20 protein-coding genes and 1 tRNA gene are annotated in these 22408 nt (G+C 39.0%); 2 read left to right on the plus strand and 19 right to left on the minus strand.

Annotated features, from left to right (window positions below; all coding sequences use genetic code 11):
- Positions 1 to 71: 71 nt before the first annotated feature.
- The gene (locus H0486_RS16740) at positions 72 to 686 is read left to right on the plus strand and encodes a hypothetical protein (RefSeq protein WP_228354082.1); all 615 of its coding nucleotides are present in this window, start codon (positions 72 to 74) and stop codon (positions 684 to 686) included.
- Positions 687 to 816: 130 nt separating this feature from the next.
- Here the strand turns inward: H0486_RS16740 and nth are convergent, their stop codons facing one another.
- Together nth and H0486_RS16750 are read right to left on the minus strand one after the other, a co-directional pair.
- Positions 817 to 1467: an endonuclease III gene (nth, locus tag H0486_RS16745; RefSeq protein ID WP_228354465.1), complete on the minus strand. Its 651-nt coding sequence runs from the start codon at positions 1465 to 1467 to the stop codon at positions 817 to 819.
- A gap of 136 nt (positions 1468 to 1603) precedes the next feature.
- Positions 1604 to 3322, minus strand: a complete 1719-nt coding sequence (locus tag H0486_RS16750) for a B12-binding domain-containing radical SAM protein (RefSeq protein WP_228354083.1) — start codon at positions 3320 to 3322, stop codon at positions 1604 to 1606.
- A 367-nt stretch (positions 3323 to 3689) separates the two neighbouring features.
- Here H0486_RS16750 and H0486_RS16755 point away from each other — a divergent pair, with 367 nt between their 5' ends.
- Entirely contained in the window at positions 3690 to 4580 is an 891-nt protein-coding gene (locus H0486_RS16755; RefSeq protein WP_228354084.1) for a DUF2156 domain-containing protein, read from the plus strand.
- Positions 4581 to 4622: 42 nt separating this feature from the next.
- Here the strand turns inward: H0486_RS16755 and H0486_RS16760 are convergent, their stop codons facing one another.
- The 17 genes from H0486_RS16760 to H0486_RS16840 form a co-directional block, all read right to left on the minus strand.
- A complete protein-coding gene (locus tag H0486_RS16760; protein ID WP_228354085.1) occupies positions 4623 to 5051 on the minus strand; it encodes a putative ABC transporter permease in 429 nt (142 codons plus the stop codon).
- A gap of 430 nt (positions 5052 to 5481) precedes the next feature.
- A complete protein-coding gene (gene ftsH, locus H0486_RS16765) occupies positions 5482 to 7317 on the minus strand; it encodes an ATP-dependent zinc metalloprotease FtsH (protein ID WP_228354466.1) in 1836 nt (611 codons plus the stop codon).
- A 60-nt stretch (positions 7318 to 7377) separates the two neighbouring features.
- Positions 7378 to 7902, minus strand: a complete 525-nt coding sequence (gene hpt, locus H0486_RS16770; protein WP_228354086.1) for a hypoxanthine phosphoribosyltransferase — start codon at positions 7900 to 7902, stop codon at positions 7378 to 7380.
- On the minus strand, positions 7892 to 9340 hold the full coding sequence (tilS, locus tag H0486_RS16775) for a tRNA lysidine(34) synthetase TilS (RefSeq protein ID WP_228354087.1): 1449 nt from the start codon (positions 9338 to 9340) through the stop codon (positions 7892 to 7894). The genes hpt and tilS overlap by 11 nt, the downstream gene beginning before the upstream one ends.
- A gap of 564 nt (positions 9341 to 9904) precedes the next feature.
- Positions 9905 to 12199 carry a stage II sporulation protein E gene (gene spoIIE / locus H0486_RS16780; RefSeq protein WP_228354088.1) on the minus strand — a complete coding sequence of 765 codons (2295 nt, stop codon included), beginning with the start codon at positions 12197 to 12199 and terminating at the stop codon, positions 9905 to 9907.
- A 282-nt stretch (positions 12200 to 12481) separates the two neighbouring features.
- Positions 12482 to 12555, minus strand: a tRNA-Met gene (locus H0486_RS16785).
- A 102-nt stretch (positions 12556 to 12657) separates the two neighbouring features.
- On the minus strand, positions 12658 to 12945 hold the full coding sequence (locus H0486_RS16790; RefSeq protein WP_228354089.1) for an FtsB family cell division protein: 288 nt from the start codon (positions 12943 to 12945) through the stop codon (positions 12658 to 12660).
- 34 nt (positions 12946 to 12979) lie between these two features.
- The gene (gene yabQ / locus H0486_RS16795) at positions 12980 to 13543 is read right to left on the minus strand and encodes a spore cortex biosynthesis protein YabQ (protein WP_228354090.1); all 564 of its coding nucleotides are present in this window, start codon (positions 13541 to 13543) and stop codon (positions 12980 to 12982) included.
- Between the two features lie 9 nt (positions 13544 to 13552).
- On the minus strand, positions 13553 to 13840 hold the full coding sequence (yabP, locus tag H0486_RS16800; protein WP_228354091.1) for a sporulation protein YabP: 288 nt from the start codon (positions 13838 to 13840) through the stop codon (positions 13553 to 13555).
- A 111-nt stretch (positions 13841 to 13951) separates the two neighbouring features.
- Positions 13952 to 14191 (minus strand): RNA-binding S4 domain-containing protein, encoded by a 240-nt coding sequence (locus H0486_RS16805; protein ID WP_228354092.1) that lies wholly within the window; start codon positions 14189 to 14191, stop codon positions 13952 to 13954.
- 109 nt (positions 14192 to 14300) lie between these two features.
- A complete protein-coding gene (locus H0486_RS16810) occupies positions 14301 to 14576 on the minus strand; it encodes an HU family DNA-binding protein (protein ID WP_228354093.1) in 276 nt (91 codons plus the stop codon).
- 47 nt (positions 14577 to 14623) lie between these two features.
- Positions 14624 to 15394: a nucleoside triphosphate pyrophosphohydrolase gene (mazG, locus tag H0486_RS16815; protein ID WP_228354094.1), complete on the minus strand. Its 771-nt coding sequence runs from the start codon at positions 15392 to 15394 to the stop codon at positions 14624 to 14626.
- Between the two features lie 404 nt (positions 15395 to 15798).
- Entirely contained in the window at positions 15799 to 16347 is a 549-nt protein-coding gene (spoVT, locus tag H0486_RS16820) for a stage V sporulation protein T (protein ID WP_228354095.1), read from the minus strand.
- Between the two features lie 189 nt (positions 16348 to 16536).
- Positions 16537 to 18237: a S8 family peptidase gene (locus H0486_RS16825; RefSeq protein ID WP_228354096.1), complete on the minus strand. Its 1701-nt coding sequence runs from the start codon at positions 18235 to 18237 to the stop codon at positions 16537 to 16539.
- A gap of 50 nt (positions 18238 to 18287) precedes the next feature.
- Positions 18288 to 19994 carry a S8 family peptidase gene (locus H0486_RS16830; protein ID WP_228354097.1) on the minus strand — a complete coding sequence of 569 codons (1707 nt, stop codon included), beginning with the start codon at positions 19992 to 19994 and terminating at the stop codon, positions 18288 to 18290.
- A gap of 336 nt (positions 19995 to 20330) precedes the next feature.
- On the minus strand, positions 20331 to 21554 hold the full coding sequence (locus tag H0486_RS16835; RefSeq protein WP_228354098.1) for an ABC transporter permease: 1224 nt from the start codon (positions 21552 to 21554) through the stop codon (positions 20331 to 20333).
- 2 nt (positions 21555 to 21556) lie between these two features.
- Positions 21557 to 22333 (minus strand): ABC transporter ATP-binding protein, encoded by a 777-nt coding sequence (locus tag H0486_RS16840; RefSeq protein WP_228354099.1) that lies wholly within the window; start codon positions 22331 to 22333, stop codon positions 21557 to 21559.
- Between the last annotated feature and the right edge of the window lie 75 nt (positions 22334 to 22408).

The following is a 22408-nucleotide window of genomic DNA, read 5'->3' on the forward strand; positions in this document are numbered from 1 at the left end:
ACAATTTCCTAAAAGAATAATAATATCAAAGCTCATTCGTTTCTATATATAACAGAAAGGTTGTGATAACTATGACTATTCCGATTTTATCTATCTTATTATTATTGTTCATCCTTTGGCTGAACTATGAAATTAAAAGGACCTCAAGAGCCGAGAAAAAAAGTAACGAAATGTTCTGGCAGGCAGAAGAAGCTTCCAACACAACACGTCGTAAGGATATCTCAGAACTTGATTATGTCACCCTTGATCTTGATCGCTTACCCATGAATGATAATGAGGATTCAACGATTAACTCCTATCGTGACACCATCAAAAAGATGGAAGGGAAGAAGTTCGTCAACTTATCCGACATGACAAATACGGAATTAAAGCTTCAATATGGCGTGGCTAATCTTAATCAGCTAACGGAATATGATACAAATTATACTAAGCTCGTTAGCTCACTCCAAAAATGGGCTGAACGTTATTATAGCCTTGAACAAGTTGATTCTACGGTACAAATACTAGAGTATGCTGTCTCTATTCATTCCGATGTAAAGAAAACATATCACTTGTTAGCCTCTATCTATAAAAGCAAGAAAACTCCTGAGAAAATTCAACAATTGATCGAAAGTATTCCGAAAACCAAAATCCAAGATAAGGAAAAACTCATCAAGGAATTAAGCGACATTATGACATCCTTCTAATTGTATTATAACCATGCTTCATGGTCCTATTCTAAGCTTTTGACACATAGATATCTAATTGTTTTATTTATCTGCAAGGAAGCTTATACCAATTCAGCAATGTTAATTTTATGATATTTACAGCAATCTATCAAGATTTATTTCTAACTTTTTTTATTTTTTTACTAGTCCTATCCGGATAATTACATTCCTCTCTCAGAAAACATTCCGAGCATTTTGGACTTCTCGCCGTACATAAGCTTCTTCCCAGTGTGATGATTTGTATGTTATATAAAATCCACTGTTCCTTTGGCAGAAGCTTCATTAAGTCAAATTCTATCTTTACAGGGTCCTCTTCCTTTGTAAATCCAAGGCGGTTCGAAATCCTTTTCACATGGGTATCAACCACGATACTAGGCTCTCGGAATATATTACCGCGAATTACATTCGCCGTCTTTCTTCCTACTCCCGGTAAATTGGTTAATGCCTCGATATCATTAGGCACTTCCCCATTATGCTCTTCCATTAACTGCTTTGCACAGGCAATAATATTCTTTGCTTTATTTCTATAAAACCCTGTGGAATGAATATCCTTCTCCAGCTCAAGCTGATCTGCTTCCGCGAAATCCTGAACACTTTTATACTTTTGAAACAAGCTTTTCGTAACCTGATTCACTCTTTCATCCGTGCATTGTGCACTTAATATGGTTGCAATGAGAAGCTGCCACGGCGTTTCATAATTAAGAAAGCATCGGTATTCCATTTGATATTCCTGATTGAGAGCGGCTATTATTCGTTCCATTCGTTCCCGCTCTTTCTTAGTAATTCGTCTCTCTGCCAAGAAATCCTCTCCTTTGTTACTATCCGTTGTACCTACCACTGCCATAAGATTAGACGAATATCTTGTCATAAATGTTTCAATTGTGATAATAAATAAATTATTTATCCAGAAATGTAATTTTTGCAGCTTTATTTAACGGATCCCGTTCGCTATAATCGAATAAAAGCATCCTGTTTCTTTTTATTACTCTTCCTGAAGTCGCTGAAGCGATTACATCATATTCAAATTCTTCGATATGAATTAGTTTATGCTTTTTTCTGTATTGATCGTATATTTCACGAAGATTAACCGATCCCGACTGCTTTTCTGCAAAACTAGGTCTGCTTTTCAAATCCTCCCGTAAAAGAATATCCAGTACCAGAATTTCTTTAAATAACGCAATGAAATCTTCTTTCTCATCCCCTTCCTCTTTATTTTTCAATACGACCTCCTGATAAAATGCAAGAAGGATCTCAAATCGTCTCATTCTGCTGTGGGACATTAATAATAAATCCTGTTCCTCATAGTATTCATAGAGTTCTTCATAAAGCTTCATAGGGGAGGTGTAACTATGCTCCAGATAGAGTATGCTGTATTTAAACTGACCGCTGTTATAATAAACCTCAACCATCTCACAAATTCCTTTTAGCCTAAGTACTTCATCATAGGTAAGATGATTTGTGAATAGTACTTCATAGGGAGGAGTGTCTCTGTACTGAATGCCATACAAAGTACTTTCATTCTCCATTCTCGAACCCTTTAATATTTTCAGAAATCCTAACTGAAGCTGATCCGGCTTCAAACCATAGACATCCCGAAACGAGTTCTCAAAATCCGCATAGTCCTCTAATGGTAGTCCGGCAATTAAATCAAGATGCTGGTGGATATTGTTCCTCTCTCTGATTCGCTTCACATTATAACTGAGCTTATCAAAATCCATTTTTCTATGGATGGCCTCCACTGTCTTAGGATGGGTTGATTGTACTCCGATTTCAAACTGCACCTGTCCTGGTCGCAGGGTTGCAAGGAAGCTGAGCTCCTCCTCATCCAGAATATCTGCAGATAATTCAAAATGAAAATTTGTTATGCCGTTATCATGTTCCTTTATAAAACGCCATATGTCCATCGCATGCTGCTTATTGCAGTTAAAGGTTCTATCCACGAACTTCACTTGCGGAATGCCATAATCCAGAAAGCTTTTTAATTCCTTTTTCACCAAACCCATACTTCGAAGTCTTACACCCTTCTCGATGGAAGACAAGCAGTAACTGCAGGAAAACGGACACCCTCTGCTGGTTTCATAATAAATGATCTTATTCCGGAACCGTTCCATATCCATATAGGGAAAAGGAATCTCATCCATGGAAAGAGGTGGTCTGTTCCCTGTTACAATAATCTCTTTGCCATTCCTGAATGCAAGACCAGCTATGGAACCCAGTCCCCTCTTTCCTTCCACAAAATACTCCATCAGTTCCAGAAAGGTCTGCTCTCCTTCTCCTACCATAATCCCGCTTAGCAGCGTTTCCTTTCTAAGGCAGGCTTCTGCGTCATAAGATACTTCCGGTCCGCCTAACCATATCTGTACCTTGGGCTGTACCTTCTTCAGTTCCCTAATGATATGTGAAATCATACTGATATTCCATATATAACAGGAGAATGCAACAATATCTGCCTTTTCCTTATATATTCCTTTCAGAATATCCTCTTCCGAATGATTTATGGTATACTCTAATATCTTGCAGTACTCCGCATATTTCCCGGCATAAGCCTGTAAGCTGTAGACTGCTAGATTAGAGTGAATATATTTTGCATTTACAGCAACCAGTAACACTTTCATAGCTACCTCCGTATGCCCATCTCTGTCCATCATCATAACAGGCATTCTTTGAATTCATTTCATACAATATATCATCATTGTATCATAGGACCGATATACCAATCCATATTATTTTATACAAAATGTAACATTCCATCTACGGAATACCATATCTGTTTCTGCCTGAAATTCTGTATTGCAATGATAAATGAAACTGTTTTCATTCACCTCGGATAGAGAACTATTAAATATGATACAATAAATCAAGAGAAAAGCTCTTCACAAGTACTTCATATAGACAAGTATTCCCCTGTCGAATATAATAGAAGTCGCTATATTACTTAAAACATTGACACAATTCTTTCTAGCAAAATTAATTGGAGGTACTATGATATCGTTTACAAAAATAAATGATGATAATATATTGACGGCCGCCGAATATTTCAAGTATAAAATAAGCCGGACAAGTGACTACACCATCGGCGCAATGTATATGTGGAGGGAATTTTATGATTCCAGTTTTGCGATATATGATGATATGATATTATATCGTGTCAAATTCTTAAATCGTACCTCCTTTACGTTTCCTGTCGGAAGCGGGTCCTTAGAAAAAGCTATGGATGTCCTTAAGGAGTACTGTCAGATTAATAATCTGCCATTATGGTTTTGTACTGTTCCTGAAGAATATGTCCCGACATTGGTAGATCGCTTTCAGGGTACCATTCCGGCAGCCCCTAGCCGTGATTGGGCAGATTACCTTTACCTGGCCGAAGATCTGGCCAGCATGGCTGGACGCAGATATAGTGGCCAGCGAAATCATATTAACAAATTCAAAAAACTATATCCTGATTACCGTTATCAGAGAATTACCCCTGATAATAAGCATCGGATAGTTGATTTTTTAATTGACTATGAGAAATATCACAGTAAAGATGCAAGCTTAGCCCGGGAAGAATTGAAAAGGTCCCTGGAACTTATGCCCTATCTGGAGAGATTCAATCTTCCAGGAGGTTTTATCGAGGTGGATGGTGTTATTGTAGCAATCACCATCGGAGAAATCGTTAATGATACCCTATACTGTCATATAGAGAAAGCAATTCGTGATTATCAAGGAGCATATCAAATGATTGTAAAAGAATTTGCCAGTGATATGACTACTCAATACGGCATCAAATATATTAACAGAGAAGAGGATGTGGGTGATGAAGGCTTACGAACCTCAAAACTTTCCTATCATCCAATAAAGCTACTGGATAAGTATTGTGTTCTCCTTCCGTAACATGCTTCCTCAATTGATTGGTAGGAAGAATATCTCACAATGTTAAAAGATTTTATAATGGGGTTTTTCCTCCCGCAAGAGGAAATAACGAAGAAAATCGTCCATAATAATAGCCAGTAGGGATAAAAAAAACCAATAAATCGTATAGAGCAAACAGACCTGACCCATAAGATTATATGGCTTATCCGAGTAATCCCATACATTAAGCTGAAGCCAAACATTTACCACTAATCCTACAACAAACTCTACTATTGTAATGATCAAAGCGGATATTACCATCTGACTGATGATTGCCATTTCCGGGGAAAAGACTTCGTTTAACAGACCGATCAAGACGAAACAGATACCACCTGCAATCATCATGGAGATATGAGAATATCCGCGTGACATTATTTCTATTCCCCCGTATGCAAAACCACCGGTTAGAAACAAGAATGTATACTTCAGAAATTTATTATACACTATCAGCATACTCCCATCCCTTTCTACGTCAGAAGATCTATTCATTAATCTTTTTCTCTGACAACAATACGCTTCACAGAAAACCTACTATTCTATCGATTATGAAGTCAATCTTCGACATCGTTTTATCGATACGAATAGCCTCATCTGGAATCAGTATACGCAATTCGGTAATAGATTATATCGTATATCCTCCGCTGTAAAAATGTAACTTTCTCATTTTCTTCCACGTAAAAAAGGACAGTTATGGGACTGCCCTTTTTCGGAGAAGGTATTTTTGTTACTTATGGGGGTGTAGCAAAAACTATATAATGTATTGGGGTTTACGAACATAGTATAGCACGGTCTTTCAAATAAGTGTGCACAAACTTTACAATTTAATCTTTCTTTTTCCGTCAATATGCACAAAATTCGATAGCAATCTACAGAAACCGTATTCTTAAGCCTCGTTTCCTACTATGTCCGAATTCTCAAACAACGCTTCAAACTCTTCCCGGCCAATTCTTTCTTTTTCAAGAAGTAGTTTCGCACAGGATTCTAATATATGATGATATTCGCCAAGTATTCTCTTTGCTTCCTTGTAGCATTCGTCGATAATTGCATGTACCTCGTCATCAATGCGATTCGCAATATTCTCACTGTAGCTTCTGGTATGAGCTAAATCCCTGCCGATAAATACCTCATCGTCATCGTTATCATAGTTCACCATACCAATTTTGTCAGAGAAGCCATACCTAGTAATCATGGCTCTGGCTGTCTTCGTGGCTACCTTAATATCCTGAGATGCTCCTGTAGTAATATCATCAAAAATCAACTCTTCTGCTGCCCTTCCACCAAGGGACACAATGATATCCTGTTTCATTTTACCCTTTGTCAGGAACATATCATCCTTCTCTGGAAGAGGCATGGTAAAGCCAGCTGCTCCATTGCCAGTGGGGATAATGGAAATCGTATAAACAGGTCCCACATCAGGCAGTACATGGAACAGAATCGCATGACCTGCTTCATGGTATGCAGTAATCCGTTTCTCTTTCTCTGTAATGACTTTACTTTTCTTTTCCTTACCAATTCCAACCTTAATAAATGACTTCTTAATATCCTCACTATTGATGTAGCTTCGATTTTCTCTGGCGGCACCTATGGCAGCCTCATTTAACAGGTTTTCCAGATCTGCACCAGTAAATCCGGCGGTAGTCTGGGCAATCTGTTTCAAATCAACATCATCACCCAAAGGTTTTCCCTTTGCATGTACCTGAAGTATTTCTTCTCTTCCCTTCACATCCGGTCTGCCTACCATTACCTTACGGTCGAATCGACCCGGTCTAAGTATAGCCGGATCAAGAATATCTACACGGTTGGTTGCAGCCATAACAATAATTCCTTCGTTGACACCAAAGCCATCCATTTCTACCAACAGCTGGTTTAGCGTCTGTTCTCTTTCATCATGGCCTCCACCCATACCGGTTCCTCTTCTTCTGGCTACTGCATCAATTTCATCAATGAATACGATACAGGGCGAATTCTTTTTCGCTTCCTCAAACAGGTCTCTTACACGGGAAGCACCAACACCAACAAACATCTCCACGAAATCAGAACCCGATATCGAAAAGAATGGCACGCCTGCTTCACCGGCTACCGCTTTGCCAAGCAATGTTTTACCTGTTCCAGGAGGGCCAACCAAAAGCACGCCTTTCGGAATTCTCGCACCTACCTGAATATATTTCTTCGGTGATTTTAAGAAATCAACAATTTCCTTTAACTCTTCCTTCTCTTCATCAAGCCCTGCCACGTTCTTAAAGGTAGTGGTTTTGTTCTCCTCCGTTGTCATCTTAGCACGGCTTTTACCAAAATTCATAACCTTGCTGTTGCCTCCGCCGACGGAAGCCTGACTGGATAAGAATGAAAACAATACTATAATAACAATAAACACTAATATATATGGCAATACGGTGGTTAAAAACCAGCTTGGTTTGGATATATCATGTACATATACACTCTCAATTCCGGCTTCTCTTGCAATATCCTGAATTTCTGTAACATCTGTGACCGGAAATGATCGACTCTTATCATTCATAAGAGTTACGGTAACTTCTCCGGTTGGTACCTCTTCATTTTGGTAAATATCAATGGCTTTTACTTGTTTTTCATCTATGTCATTCACAAACTGGGCATAGGAATATGCATTCGGGTCCTTACTATTAATTACATTGTTGGAAAAATACAATGTTAAAACCACAATCAGCAGAATGATGATATAAAAACCATACCCTTTCATCTGTTTTCTCACTGAACAACCTCCTTTTATATTTATTCATAATTTTCTCTATTCAAAAGCCTACTTGGTATCAACAACACCAACATAGGGAAGATTACGATAATATTGATCATAATCCAATCCATAGCCTACTACAAATTCATCCGGAATTATGAAACCAACATATTTCACATCAATATCCGTAACTCTGCGGTCCGGTTTATCAAGTAAGGTACAGATAGAGAGACTCTCCGGAGCTCTTGAGCCAAGTAGATCCGATAAGTATGCCAGTGTTCTTCCGGTATCTATTATATCCTCAACAATAAGTACATTTTTACCCTGTATGGATTCATCCAGGTCCTTTAAAATACGTACCCTGCCTGAACTGACGGTCTCACTTCCGTAACTGGATACTGACATAAAGTCCAGGGTTACGGGTATGGTTAGTCTTTTTGCTAAATCACAGCAGAAAAATATACTGCCTTTTAATATACATATGAGATGAACACTTTTTCCTTCATAATCTTTACTGATTTGCTCGGCAAGCTCTCTTATTCTTTGATTAACCTGTTCTTCTGAAATCATTACCTTCACATTATCTGTCATCTTCATTCTCCTCCGCATCTAATAACTTCATCAATAGTATTCTGCTAGTCGTTTCATCGACTTTATATTTTTCACTAATTCTGCCCTCATCATCGAGAACCCACATGATATGACTGCCATCAGCCATAAACAACAGATGATCTCTGATCTTCTGAGGCACCTTACGATCTATTAGATAGTCTTTTAATTTTTTTCTGCCACCAGTACTATGAATTTGAATATAGTCGCCTTCTTTTCTGGGTCTGATTACAACAGCATTCTCTATTTTATCATAATCAAACCATTTCATACAACTACTTTTCGGGATTGGTTCAGTTTTTTCCCTGATTATCACTTGTGCAGCAAGATATTTATTTAATTCAGGGATATAACAGCTACCCGGAATTTCGATCGCTACAGGATTAATATCCCTCAAACAGGAAGCCTCTTTATTCTTCCCCGTGCTTTGATAAAACACAAGGTCATGGTAATCACGTTCTGCAATCATGTGATAGGGCAGATGAATCTGCCTTCCTACTTGTTTATCCAATAAGGTGAGAACCGCATCAACATGTGTACTTTCTAAATCTTTGTAACTTCCCGAAAGGCTCTCCATAATTTTTCGGACAATACCCTTTTTAATTACATTCGCCAGTGTTTCAAATCCAGCTACCGGAAGTCGTATTTCCTGATCTACGGATGACACCAACTCCCGATATTTTGCCTCAATTATGCTATCGATAAATTCTTCCGCTTCTCTTAGCTTGGAAGCAGCTTCGGCGATATTATGCACTGCCTGAGGATTGATTTCTTTCGTTACATAGGAGAGTATATGATTCCGTATCTTATTTCTACTATATTCGTCTGATAGGTTCGTTGAATCTGTCCGATACAGAAAACTCTTCTCCTTAAGATAATTTTCTATCTCCATTCTTTCTATGCATAACAAGGGACGAATAATTCGGATGGTCCCATGTTTCTTAGAAAAGATGCGATTGGGTTCAATTCCTGTCATACCTCTGATTCCGGTTCCCCGAAACAAATGGAACAGTACTGTCTCGGCATTATCATTTTTATTATGTGCAATTGCTATTTTATTACACTTATGCTGATTACAAACTTCTAAAAAAGTCTGGTAACGTATCTTTCGTCCTGTCTCTTCCTCTGAAAGTCCTTCCTGTTTTGCAATGCTTTTTATATTATAGTGGAATTTATGACATTCAATACCCAGATGTTCACAGAGATTGCTGACAAAGTCTTCATCCCGATCCGCTTCTTCCCCACGAAGCCCATGATTGACATGTACTGCAATCACCTTTGTTCCACAAAGCGAACTGATCTCCTTTAAAACATACAAAAGGCAGACAGAATCAGCGCCACCGGAAACCCCGACGACAATTCTGTCTCCCTTCTCAATCATATGATATTGATTTATAAAATTAATAATCTTAGGTATCATATTAATCCTTGAATTATTATATATTTTAGTCTATCTTAAAGCAATCATTATTACTGCCTACTTCAGTGGTTATACTTATTCTAATCCTTATAGGGTTATATTTCAAGCAGTATCTACGATATCGCCTCGAATTCATTCAGTCAGTACATAAGGCTCTTTCTTTAAGAGCCTTATGTACTGCTACACAGCGCAAGTAAGCGCGAGCGGCTCCATGACGGAGATATATTGTCTATATTCATTCGAATATCCACGACAGAATAGGAATAATCCAGAAGCTGATATATATCCAAAACGAAGCATTTACTCTTGTCGATAATTTGCACTTGTCGATACATTGGGCTCTGTATTTTAGAGCCCAATATATCGACGAAGAACTGATAGAATGGGAGCAGAACGGAGGCCGGCATATATCCAGAACGGAGCATTTGCACTAGTCGGTACTTAGACTCTGTATTTTAGAGCCTTATGTACCGTTACTAAGTGCAACTAAGCGCAAGCGGCTCCGAGGCGAATATATGCCGGCCTCCGGTCTGTTCCCATTCTATCGGTTCTTCTCCTCCACCACTATTTTTGCCATAACCCCGCCGTTATTACCGTCATATCATCCATTGGGATATAGTTACTTTGGGACAGAGTTCGATCGAGAATTCGATTCGCAATCTCTTGCGGATTATTGCTGTCAACTTCCATGATCAGCTTCTCCATGAAAGCTTCCTTCTCAACCTCATTAATACAGTCAAGGACTCCATCCGTTACCATGACAATAATATCTCCATCATATAGCTTCTTGGTTACGGTATCATAATCAACATTTCCAAACATACCTATGGGAAGCGTAGTGGAGCTGATGGTTTCCACCCAGTTTTCTCTCTTAATGAAGGCAGTTGCTGCACCAATCTTAATAAACTCACACATTCCTGTGAAAAGATTAATGATACTCATGTCAATAGTTGAAAAAATCTGTTTATCAGATTTCAAAACCAGGCTGGAATTGATTAGCTTAATGGCCGTCTCTGCTTTAAAACCTGCTTCCATCATCTGTTCCAGCAATGCTATGACTGTTTCACTTTCCTCTCCAGCTTCTTTTCCCGTTCCCATTCCATCGGATAATCCAATTACAAAGTCCCCGCTCTCCAGGTTGAGGATGGAGAAATTATCTCCAGAAATACTTTCCTTCATCGCTCGTGCCACTCCGGTCAGCACCTTGAATTTGGTATCCTCCACAAATATAAAATTATCTGCTTCCCTGGATATAACAGATTTTGAGGCTTCAGAAGCCCTGACCCGAATCCCAAGAACCTCAGAAATGGCAAGAGCCGCTTCCTTTGCCGTAACACATCGGCCTCCCCTGCAGTATGCTGTCAGATATATTTCCTTTCGTTTATTTCCTCTTTCAAAAATCGTAATCTCCCTGACACTGATATGTTCTCCCCGCAAGCGACGTACAACACGTTCCTCCTCTGCTCTGGAGACCTCTGCTGCCTCGTAGATATCACCGGTGATATCCTGAATGACGGAGGATACCTCCTTTAGTTGATCGGCAATAACCTCTCTGCTCTCCGAAATCCTATTCTGCCAAATATGATTCAACTTCGCTATCTCAAATCCACGATTCGTCTCTGCAATAAAATCATCCACACAGATGCAGTCCTTCAGGAAATCAGCAGGTAGGTCCTCCTTCCGAATGACACCCCTTGATTCCGCCAAATCAAATATCACACTGGCAGCCTCATAGGTCTGTGAAAATTTTTGCTCCCAGCAATGGCTACAGTGACTACAGTTCCTACAAAGCTTCTCCGATATATCTTCAAATATACGGTTGATATCCCGCTGCTTAAGCTTTGTCTGTTTCTCCGTTATCGTATCTAGTGTCTTAGATAGCTTCAAAAAGGATTCTGAGAATATTCTCATTCTGGTCTTGGCTATTTTTTTAAGATTTTGAGCTGCAAGTAATTCCTGTTTTCCGGTTCCTCCTGCTGCATCAACACGGTAAATCACACTGCCCGGGAGAAGCATGAAAAGTATGACGGAGGATACCAACGCCCCGATTTCTCTGGTCGTAAGCTCCATACCATCATTTACAATTCCCATAACCCCCGCAGTAATCATGTATATCATTGCTGTAGGAAATCTACCCATTTCACGAAAAATGGCCGGAATAATTCCCATCATTGTTAGTAATCCAACATCCGATACCGGAGCCCCTCGTAGCAGTAAAGCGAAGCCAGATACCGCACCTGTAATTGTTCCCTGCCCTACGCCATATTTATACGTGAAAAACAAGATAGAAAAATACACGATAGTTTCCACTAATGCGATATTCGGACTGGAGAACTCCGGAATACCATATATGATAACTGCAACAATTACTGCAGTACTCACCATCTGTTCATTATTCATCTTAAATCCACGGGAGGCCTCCATAATAAAGTCGATTGCTCCATTGAATACCCAGGCGGCAATGCATGCAATTACTGCTTCCAGCAATGCCATGAAGATATACTCATAAAGCGGCTTTTGGGCTGTTATTTCCATAAATGAAAAGACACATAGAACAATGGATGGTATACTGTACAAAATTATTTTTGGCACATTTCGGTCCTTAAGTAACGGTGCTTCCAGCATGACTATGGTGACGATCATGGTTAAGGTATATTTCAGCACCTCAGCAGGACTCATTGAGGTCACCAGACCCAGGAATATGGTTACAAATGCCATCCCTCTCCAGCTCTTGATATAATATGCCGCTGTAAAATATCCAATCGCAAGAGGGTTCATTCCGAAGAATGCTGTTCTTGCTATGATAAATCCCATTAAATGAATTAATACTGCCCTGTGTTTGTAGTTATTGCTTTTCATCTCACTCTGCTCCTTCTGCTTGATCTAATGCCGGCCCATTGGCTGTGTTGTTATTATAGGCAGAGTAATTTGAAATTCTTGTCAAATCGAATCCCAGTAATTCAAAAACTTTTTGACAAGAATTCCATTGAAAAGGCGATAATCTCGAATAAAGGGAGCTAAGTAATGTTAGGAACGTAACATTACCATGTAATAAGAAATTCGAGGCATTTCTTATTACATAAAAATAACCACCCTCAAATTCATTTGAAAGTGGTCTTATTCATTCATATTCATAATTAATAGCGAAGGACGGATTTGAACCGCCGACACCGCGGGTATGAACCGCGTGCTCTCGCCAACTGAGCTACTTCGCCGAAGTGACGAATTTCATTATATCTGCTTTCCTTAATCTTGTCAATCCTTTATTTGCATTAGAAAACATCCTTTATTTTACAACATGCTATCCAAAAAAGACTTTATTTCTCCGGCTTAAAAATAATCTCATCCTCATAAACCAGTCCCAGTTTCTCTCTGGCCATATCCTCAATGTATTGCTTTGTCTGAACGTATGCTTTCATATTCTCAATATCCGTAGCACGTTCCTCCTGCTCCTTTTTTTGAGATTCAAGCCGTTCAATTCTAAGCCTTGCCTTTTCACTCTCTTCCTCAAGGTAAATTCTACGATAAGACACAATTCCGCAAAGTACCAGAACTACGAAAGCGATAATACCTATCCCACTTTTCTTTTTATACTTTCTTCTCATGCAGTACCATCTCCTACCGATCAGCCTCTGATAATTACATGTTGGCCTCTTTTTTCTGCTTTAATTCCTTAGTTCTTTTCTTCTGTTCTTTCTTCTTAAGCTTTTCCGCATTCTTCCTATCCTTCTTCGCTATAGAAGCTTGTTTCCTTTTATCTCTCTTTATTTTAAACGAATTGAATACTTTTTTCAATCGGACATAAAGAATTTTTGCTATTTTCTTTATTCTGATGCTCAGGAACATTATAAATTGCTTTATTTTCCTGACTGCCAGGCTTATGGGACGAAGTAAAACCTTTATAAATCTGGTAACAGAATTCACAATCATATCACTCAATAATGTGCGATACAGAAGCATTCCAATTGCCATTCCCATAATTGAAAAGCCGCGAATAATTCCGTTATTCACCTTGAATAGCATGGCAAAGATAAATAAACTTGCAGCAACCCAATAAATCAGATCCTCCACTGCAAGAAAAAACTCATCATGCTTAATAAGTCTACGAAGAATTCTTAAGGCATCGTAGACCAGCATAAGAATCAGTCCCCATAAAATAGAGATCAGAAAAAATTCCAGCTCCACCGTAATCGCATGATTCATACAGGCCTCCTATTTAAAAAGCCTGCCGAATAGACTCTCACTGGATTTCCCGGCATTCGACGCATCCGAATATGTCAGACTGTCAATTCGTCCGTCAATATCAACCTCTCCCTTTTCCAAGGTTAATCGATTTACATGGAGTTCTGTTCCACGAATCATCAGTATTCCCTGCTCTGTCTGTAATAATACCTCTCCCGCATCAAAGGATAGCACGTCATTTACTCCGGTAATTGTTGCGTTTTTCCTTGCACTTATATTCAATTTGTGACCTTTTAAGATCGGTTGTTTCTCTTCCATATCAAAGCCTCCTCTATTATATCTCTGTTATCCGGTCTGAAAAATGGACCAAGATATACCTTGTTTAAATATATGAGGAGACTTCTCACTTCATGACGATACAATTAAGCTTTAGATATACCTATAAAGCTCCTTCGCATCATCCTTTTTTGTTGTTTCCTGTACATCAAGAACCTCGACCTTAACAGCTTTGCTGCCAAAGCCTATTTCAATAATATCGCCGACCTTTACAGTTGCTGAAGCCTTGGCCGGTTTATTGTTAATCATTACTCTTCCAGCATCGCAAGCATCGTTCGCAACCGTTCTTCGTTTTATTAGTCTGGATACCTTTAAAAATTTGTCTAATCTCATGATAAACCCTCATTTAAGTCTTTATTTATAATCTAAAAAAGACTGTTTTAAAAACCCTACACCCCAAGGATATCCGGAATTTAAAACAGCCTCTTTCGTATTTTATCTACTATGCGTTGATAACGTCCTTTAAAGCCTTACCTGCTTTGAACTTAGGTGCTTTAGAAGCAGCAATCTTAATTGTTTCCTTTGTTAAAGGATTTCTACCGGTTCTTGCCGGTCTCTCGGATACCTCAAATGTACCAAAACCAACTAACTGTACCTTCTCACCCTTAGTTAATTCCTCTGTAACAACATCAATAAAAGCTTTTAAAGCTTTTTCAGAATCCTTTTTGGAAAACTCTGTTTTTTCTGCAATCGCTGCAACTAATTCTGCTTTGTTCATGGATTTCTCCTCCTCTAAAGTGATAGTTATAATTTATAATCTTATGATTACTTCACTTCCCGCCATAAAGCATCCTGCTCTAACGGGGAAAGTTCGCATAGATTATGCCCTTTACTCTCCGCAAGAGTAAAGACATCTACAAATCTATTTATAAACTTATTAGTCGCATTTGTCAAGGAATTTTCTGCATTTAATTGTAAAAACCGCGATAAATTAATCATTGAGAACATCACATCTCCAAATTCATCTGAAATATTGCTTTTATCCCCAATTTCAATGGATTCTTTCAACTCTTCCAACTCTTCATAAACCTTGTTAATAACCTGTTTGTAATCCTCAAAATCCATTCCGTTTTTCGCTGCTTTTCGTTGCACTTTTTCGGCTCTGATATTAGCAGGTAATGCCTTGGGTATGTTAAACAATTCCTCCTTGATATTTGATGTCTTTTTTTCCGTTTTCTTGATTTCTTCCCAGTTTTTTATTACTCCTTCTGCATCCTCCACTTTTACATCTCCAAAGACATGGGGATGCCGGCGAATCATTTTATCTGCCACGCCGGATATCACATCATTGATATTAAACTCCTTTGTTTCCTCCGCTATTACACTATGAAGTGCTACTTGCAGCAGGATATCTCCTAGCTCTTCACATAAATTCTCATTATCCTTATTATTGATGGCCTCAATTGCTTCATAGCATTCCTCCAGCATACAGGTTCTGAGACTTTCGTGTGTCTGCTCCCTATCCCAGGGACATCCTTCCTTACTTCGCAGTTTTCTTATTATTCCCATGAAATCATCAAAACTATAGTCCGACATACTTTCCTCCGTACCTTTCCTGATCTTAATTATCATGCGTTCTTGTTCATATTAGTTGTTATTATAGCAGTATATCCCCAATAAATACAAGCTATCGTTTCTCCCCCAATACATTTATTATCAGATTTCTAGAACGAGGCTTTTACTCTAGTTGGTACTAGGGCTCTATGTTTTAGAGCCCTATGTATCAAGGGGCTGTTGCATAATATATGCAGGGATTATCACTTACGATAATACACTGTCGGAAGAACATATTGCTGTATTTTGAATGAATCAGGCTAGCATTCATGTTCGCATGAGACATTCAAAATCAGTAATGTGTTCTTCCGTCCATGTGTGAGGTAAGTTATAATCACTGTTAATACATGCAACAGCCCCTCTGTTATATAGTTCAACTATATAATTTATTGTTCCATTTGTCTGCCTAAAAACGCCGCCGCTGTTGCGGCTAATTTCGTCTCTAATTCTCCAAATTTTGTTTTGGCATCCTTGGTCAGGATGATTACAGAACCAATCGCATCTCCTTCACTGATTATTGGAGTGATAACCTGATAGGTGAACTCTGAATCGTCATCATTCATAATACGAACAAAGCTCTTTTCATCTCTTCCTGCAACTACGGTTTCTCTCTCATTGATTACTTCTTCCAGATCATGACTGATACCCTTTGTAATCAGGTCCTTCTTTGTTGGACCCGCTACTGCTATGAATTGATCCTTATCAGTAATGGCAATGATATGCCCTGTGGTCTGAGTAAGAGAGTCTGCATATTGCTTTGCAAACTGACCCAATTCACCGATTGGAGAATATTTCTTTAAAATAATTTCTCCTTCTCTATCGGTAAATATCTCTAAAGGGTCTCCTTCTCTTATTCTTAAAGTCCGTCGAATTTCCTTTGGTACAACGACACGGCCGAGGTCATCTATTCTTCTTACTATTCCGGTAGCTTTCATACATGATCTTCCTCCATCTTACATAATTTAAATTTACAGTTAGTTGTTGCATTTTTTTTAACCTATCATTATTGTTTGTAAAATGGGAAAGTTTATACATTTGTTTTTGATATTTATTATAATGATTCATTTCATATTGATTTATTATAGTATTTTCCATATCTATTCGACAATTGCTTAATAAAAAAATTACACATTGGCACGAAAGGTTCTGAACATATTGAAAATATCAATACTTCCAAATCCCCAGTCCCGATTGGGAAATGTCGTAGTTCCGCTTCGGTTTGCTCCACGAATCAAATAATTTTTAATAGGCGTTGTACTTAGATTCGGTATGTTACCTCTCACCACACCATATTCCAGAAGAAGAGCCACAATGCCGGCGGTATGAGCAGATGCCACACTGGTACCACTAAATCTTCGATAGCTTCCATCCAAAGTCGGAGCGATATAATTTACGCCGGGAGCAGCTAATTCCGGCTTGATTTTATTCAATCTGGTATAACCTCTGCTTGAATTGGCATATAAGGTTCCGGTTCTCGGGTTATAGGCAGTAACCGTAATTGGTACAGTAGCTGACCCCGGTGATAATACGGTGGTATAGATATCCGACTGGACAAAATACGTATCATGCGATATGAAGTCATCCATTGGTAGCCACATATGAAAGCTTGACTGCAGGTCACTTTTGGAATAAATCGTAAATCTCCAAGTACCCGGAGAGGCATTCCGAAAGCGTAGTGCAATTACCTGATCCCCCGTACCGGATTCCACCGTTCGAAAGACTGTTTCAATCACTGTTGATTCAAATAAAAAAGATATCCGTCGATCTAGCCGTAGTGATGCAGTAATTCTCGGAATGTATTCTCCCGAGGGAGATAAGATATCCATGCTGAAAATTCCCGGGTTATCCCCCCATAGTTCCATTGTAAAATTCTTATCCCTCTCACCCACATTCATTTCTACCACAACACTACCCTCTCCAGGACCAATGCTTGAAAAGTGATGTCGACTCAGGTTTCCTTCATTCCCCACAGGTGTAACAATTCCAACCCCAGGCAAACTTGCAGATAAGGAAGTAAATATACTTAAGGGGGAATATCCGTCATGAGGTCCCTGAGAGGTCCCCAATCCAAGGCATATAGCGAGGGGACGTCTTGCCCTCCTTGCTGCCCGAATACAGTAATCTACTCCCCACATAATTGCATTTTCCTGATAACATGCTACTCCCTCCGGTATCCCTATGATTTCGCGAAGGTATTCTTTCGCCTGCATGAGCTTTACGATAATTAATTCTGCATCAGGTGCCACCCCATAAAAGTTATCCTGTTCTATCTCTCTTCCAGCAGCGATGGCTGCAAGCATGGTTCCATGACCGTTCTCATCATCACTTGGTACTATATCCAATGGATTTTCTGCCGCTAGTGCCTGATTGATCTGATCTGCTGTATATTCCGTACCAAAAAAGGTTTCAAAGGGATAATGATCACTTTGAATAGTTTGATCCCATATGGAATGTATTTTTGTCGTTCCATCCTCTTTTACAAAGACAGGAAGCCGATAATTAATTCCCGTATCTATGATCCCAACCAAAGTCCCTTCTCCACGCAGATTAAGATTCGGATTGCCTCTGATCTCATCCACTCCCGAGGCCTCCAGTGCTTCCTCACTGGTTAATCCGCATACATAAGGATCTACTAAGTATTCAAGGACCTCCATACTTCTTCTGTCGAATGACTCAATTGGAAAATAAAGGACAGCAAATGTATGATTTATCATATGAACCGATGCATTAGGAATTTGAGATAATATCAGTGGATTTCTTCGATAGTCTATAATTAAATCAGCATACTCATTACTGGTTATTTTATACCTTTCTTCCTCAGTCATACTCCACCTCGCTCTATTATCTATATTAAAATATTGATACAAATTATAAATCATAAAATACTACCGGCTCTTAAGCTATTATATACATTATAAACATCTACACTTCCATATCCCCAGTCACGATTCGGGTACTGTATCTCGCTGTCCCTTTTTGCTCCTCTAATCAACAGCTTTTTTATCTCCATCGTACTCATATTCGACAAATTGCTCCTTACAATTCCCCACTCCAGAAGCATGGCCGCTACTCCGGCCAAATGAGCCGCAGCAGCACTGGTACCATTAAAGGCCATAAAACCCTTGTCAATAGTAGGACCCACTATATTAACACCCGGACATGATATCTCTGGCTTAATTACATCGCTTCTCGTGAACCCCCGGCTGGCATATAGAAACAGACTATCATCTTCGATATTATAAGCCGTTGACGTTATAGAGGTTTCTGAATTTCCAATAGATAGGATCGTGGTATAGGGATTTGAATTGGTAAAAAAGGTATTTTCGGAGATAAAGCCCTCCATTGGCAGCCATATATGAAATCCCAGTCGGAGATTCCCTCTTTCATACACATTAAACCTCCAGATGCCTGGCGAGATATCTTCAAATCGTAACAGGATAAGCTGATTTCCACTTCTTGCTTCTACCATTTGATAATCAATATTAATGACCGTTTGCTCGAACACAAAGGTTATTTCCCTGCTTTCGTCCGTTCCCACTGCAATCCGCGGAATATACTCGCCTGAAGGGGTAAGAATGTCAATTGAGAAAAGACTTGCTGCCTGCCCCCATAACTCCATGGTAAAGCCTTTATCATTTTCTCCTACATTTACTTCAACAATATCATAACCTGTCGTAGGATTAACCTCTCCGTAGTAATGCCTTCTCCCATTTCCTTCGTTTCCTCCGGCAATCACAATAGCTGTTCCAGGCGTTAACGCGATCATAGAAAGATAGGAGCTTAGACTATCACTTCCGTCATGGGCTCCCTGGGAGGATCCAAGTGCAAGACATATGACTATGGGTTTTCCCAAAGCAAAGGACATATTCTGAACATACCCCAATCCTGTCATAATATCATTGCTTTGATAGCATTCCGTATTCTCCGGTACCCGAAAAAACTGCTTCAGGTATTGCTTTGCCGGTTTTAATTTTACAATAATGAATTCTACTTCAGGAACGACTCCCATAAAATCATTCTCAATATTTTCGGAGCCTCCGGCAATACCTGCCACCATGGTCCCATGTCCATTGGTATCCATACTGGGGACAATACTTAGCGGATCCTCATTCTGCAGAGCCTGATTAATCTGCTCCTTTGTAAATTCCGTCCCATAAAACAGCCCTTGCGGTGCAGATCCGGTTTGAATGGTTTGATCCCATATGGAAGCAATTCTGGTGGTGCCATCTGCATTCTGGAATACTGGATTTGTATAATCAATTCCAGTATCAATAATACCTATTAGCACTCCCTGTCCTCTCAAATCAAAGCCGGGCACATTTCGTATTCGCGTTATACCCGAAGCATCAAGGCTGGAATGACTGATTAATCCATTCAATGAAGGCATAGCCGAGTAACCATATTCTAAAATCACCTGGTTGGTGATATCCTGAACCGGTATATGGACCACCGCATATAACGGGTTTATAATCTGAATAATTCCATTTTCAAATCTCTCCAGTATGCTCATATCCTCACCATATCGAATTAACAAGTCGGCATAATCTTCGCTGATAATTGCATCTCTTTCCTCCGACATCATAATGAGCTCCCATCTGCTGATACTCCCTGAATCAGGCAACAGCGTTATATTCGTATACTATTTAAGTCTAATTAATATATATGGAGCCGAGGTTAAATTATACTAGTTACCCAGAAGGTTCTATGGCAAACCTTACTAAGCAGATTCATCTTCTTATTTCTATGACCTATATAATACAAAAGAAGTGCTGCTCCAACTTTCTTCTAATCCCTTTCGATACACATCTATGTTGTATTCGAATGGCGGATTGTGAAAATCAGATAGCACCTCTTATAATATTACCTTCCGCAATCAATCTGATATTATACAAAACTCTAGTTTTCTTATGAGAACTTATTATGCGTTAAACATAATCTTTTCACTGTTAAATGCCCTTGTTATTAATTGTGTAACAATAATCGCTAATATAGCAATTGTTCCTACTGTAGCACCGAATTGAGCCATTGTTAATTCACCCAGCAATAGGTTTTGTATGCATATTGCACTGTTATAAATGGGTATAAAGAAGTTCGTCAGCTTGCTATCCCCCATACCGGAAACGGTTAAGATGCTTCCAAGCATGATTAAAATATAAATTGGCATAACATAAGTATTAGCTACTTTTGAAGTCTTAGCATATACAGCAACTAATGCTACAAGACCTACATAAAGATATACCAGTACGATCAACAGGACGAGTAGCTGTATAGCCTCAACAGCTGTAAAATGTAAACGGGCACCATCGGTAGCTCCACCGGTAATCCCACTATACATCATCGGTATGGCAAAAACGATAGAAACTGCATAAACAACTGCAGATATACCTGATAATATTGCCAGAGATATCAGCTTTCCAAATACAATTTCACTGCGTTTTATTGGGGAAAGAAGCATGCTTGCCAAAGTTCCCCGTTCCTTTTCCCCTGTAATGGCATCCACGCCGAGACCCATTGCACCTGAAAACAGCATAACATTAATTAGAAATGGAAGCAGGCTGCCAAAGAACTTCCCATCCTCTTTTTTCTCATCCACAATATTAGAGGTTGTCGGATCCTTATCGATATAGAACACCTGAAGCTGTTCTGTATTTCCCAGTCTTTCAACCTGAATATTCTTTTGATACGTATCCAGTACAGTGTATACAAAGCTTTCCCTGGCTACAGAGGAATAATCTTCTGCAGAATTATAATAGGTTTTTACCTCAGGGATTGCATCTCCTGCTAATTGATAAGAATTAATGGTTTCACGAAAGCCTTCTTCAAATACAACCAGTAAGTCCACCGTTCCCTGAAGTATCCCTTCCTTTATCTCATCCGTACTTTCTGAAGACCCTAAGTAAGTTATATCACCCTGGAATTGCGTATCGGAAATTACCTGTTGTAAGTCCTCCGGTGCATTCTGAATATAGACAGAAGGAATATGCTCCTCGATATCATTCAACATATTCTTCATAACCTGACCCATTAGTGAATACAATCCAATAACTATAAACGCTGGCAAAATAAAAAGACTTATAACCATCTTTCTGTCTGTAAAAACTCTTGTCAATTCTTTTATAATAATATTCTTTGTGCCTTTCATTCTTATGCTTCCTCCTTGCTATGCTTTTTATAAAGTTCAAAAAACGCATCTTCCAGCTCTTTTGTATATGTATCTGTAAGTATTTCATTCAAGCTGCCTTCCATAACCTTTTCGCCGCTAATAATAATGCCGATTTTATCACAAAGCTTCTCCGCTTCCGACATGATATGGGTTGATATGATAATCGTTTTTCCTTTCTCCTTTAAAAGCTTTAGATAGTCTGTTACATTTCTGGCTGTGACGATATCCAGTCCATTCGTAGGCTCATCAAATATAACGACTTCAGGATCGTGTACCAGACTGACTGCAATTGACGCCTTCTGTTTCATACCGGTTGAAAGCTCATCAATCTTCTTATCCTGAAAGTCTGTAATTCCAAAGTACTCGAACAACTCCTCTCTTCTCTTATTGATAGTCTCTTCATCTAATCCGTGCAATCTCCCAAAGAATTGAAACATATACTTAGGTGAAAACTGAGGATCAAGCTTGATCTCGTTGGTCAAGAAACCAATGCTTTTTCTAACCTTTTCAGACTCCTTAACCGTATCATATCCACAGACGGAAATACTGCCATCCGTAGGTTTTAGCAATGTTGCTATGCATCGAAGTGCTGTTGTCTTACCCGCTCCGTTAGGTCCTAACAGACCATATATTTGCCCTGGTTCCGCATTTAGTGAAAGCTGCTTAACTGCCACCTTCATATTCTTCTTTGTCTTCTGCTCTTGCATCTGCTTCTTAGTAAGCTTGTAAATTTTTGTTAGGTCCTTTACTATTATCATTATTAAATTCACCCTCTTTTCATTTTATCTGAATAGTTGAACTATAATATTTTGATTTCATTTTCCGAAACTGTC

It is taken from the genome of Variimorphobacter saccharofermentans, assembly GCF_014174405.1.
GTDB classification, from domain to species: domain Bacteria; phylum Bacillota; class Clostridia; order Lachnospirales; family Lachnospiraceae; genus Mobilitalea; species Mobilitalea saccharofermentans.

What these genes read in the sequence shown, in the direction of transcription:
- yabQ (WP_228354090.1), bottom strand. Translation starts at nt 13,543, where the DNA reads ATGAATCATGCGATTACGGTGGAGCTGGAATTTTTTCTGATCTCTATT.
- spoVT (WP_228354095.1), bottom strand. Translation starts at nt 16,347, where the DNA reads ATGAAAGCTACCGGAATAGTAAGAAGAATAGATGACCTCGGCCGTGTC.
- mazG (WP_228354094.1), bottom strand. Translation starts at nt 15,394, where the DNA reads ATGTCGGACTATAGTTTTGATGATTTCATGGGAATAATAAGAAAACTG.
- H0486_RS16755 (WP_228354084.1), top strand. Translation starts at nt 3,690, where the DNA reads ATGATATCGTTTACAAAAATAAATGATGATAATATATTGACGGCCGCC.
- H0486_RS16760 (WP_228354085.1), bottom strand. Translation starts at nt 5,051, where the DNA reads ATGCTGATAGTGTATAATAAATTTCTGAAGTATACATTCTTGTTTCTA.
- nth (WP_228354465.1), bottom strand. Translation starts at nt 1,467, where the DNA reads ATGGAACGAATAATAGCCGCTCTCAATCAGGAATATCAAATGGAATAC.
- hpt (WP_228354086.1), bottom strand. Translation starts at nt 7,902, where the DNA reads ATGACAGATAATGTGAAGGTAATGATTTCAGAAGAACAGGTTAATCAA.
- ftsH (WP_228354466.1), bottom strand. Translation starts at nt 7,317, where the DNA reads ATGAAAGGGTATGGTTTTTATATCATCATTCTGCTGATTGTGGTTTTA.
- H0486_RS16805 (WP_228354092.1), bottom strand. Translation starts at nt 14,191, where the DNA reads ATGAGATTAGACAAATTTTTAAAGGTATCCAGACTAATAAAACGAAGA.
- H0486_RS16740 (WP_228354082.1), top strand. Translation starts at nt 72, where the DNA reads ATGACTATTCCGATTTTATCTATCTTATTATTATTGTTCATCCTTTGG.
- H0486_RS16750 (WP_228354083.1), bottom strand. Translation starts at nt 3,322, where the DNA reads ATGAAAGTGTTACTGGTTGCTGTAAATGCAAAATATATTCACTCTAAT.
- H0486_RS16835 (WP_228354098.1), bottom strand. Translation starts at nt 21,554, where the DNA reads ATGAAAGGCACAAAGAATATTATTATAAAAGAATTGACAAGAGTTTTT.
- yabP (WP_228354091.1), bottom strand. Translation starts at nt 13,840, where the DNA reads ATGGAAGAGAAACAACCGATCTTAAAAGGTCACAAATTGAATATAAGT.
- H0486_RS16790 (WP_228354089.1), bottom strand. Translation starts at nt 12,945, where the DNA reads ATGAGAAGAAAGTATAAAAAGAAAAGTGGGATAGGTATTATCGCTTTC.
- tilS (WP_228354087.1), bottom strand. Translation starts at nt 9,340, where the DNA reads ATGATACCTAAGATTATTAATTTTATAAATCAATATCATATGATTGAG.
- H0486_RS16840 (WP_228354099.1), bottom strand. Translation starts at nt 22,333, where the DNA reads ATGATAATAGTAAAGGACCTAACAAAAATTTACAAGCTTACTAAGAAG.
- H0486_RS16830 (WP_228354097.1), bottom strand. Translation starts at nt 19,994, where the DNA reads ATGATGTCGGAGGAAAGAGATGCAATTATCAGCGAAGATTATGCCGAC.
- H0486_RS16810 (WP_228354093.1), bottom strand. Translation starts at nt 14,576, where the DNA reads ATGAACAAAGCAGAATTAGTTGCAGCGATTGCAGAAAAAACAGAGTTT.
- H0486_RS16825 (WP_228354096.1), bottom strand. Translation starts at nt 18,237, where the DNA reads ATGACTGAGGAAGAAAGGTATAAAATAACCAGTAATGAGTATGCTGAT.
- spoIIE (WP_228354088.1), bottom strand. Translation starts at nt 12,199, where the DNA reads ATGAAAAGCAATAACTACAAACACAGGGCAGTATTAATTCATTTAATG.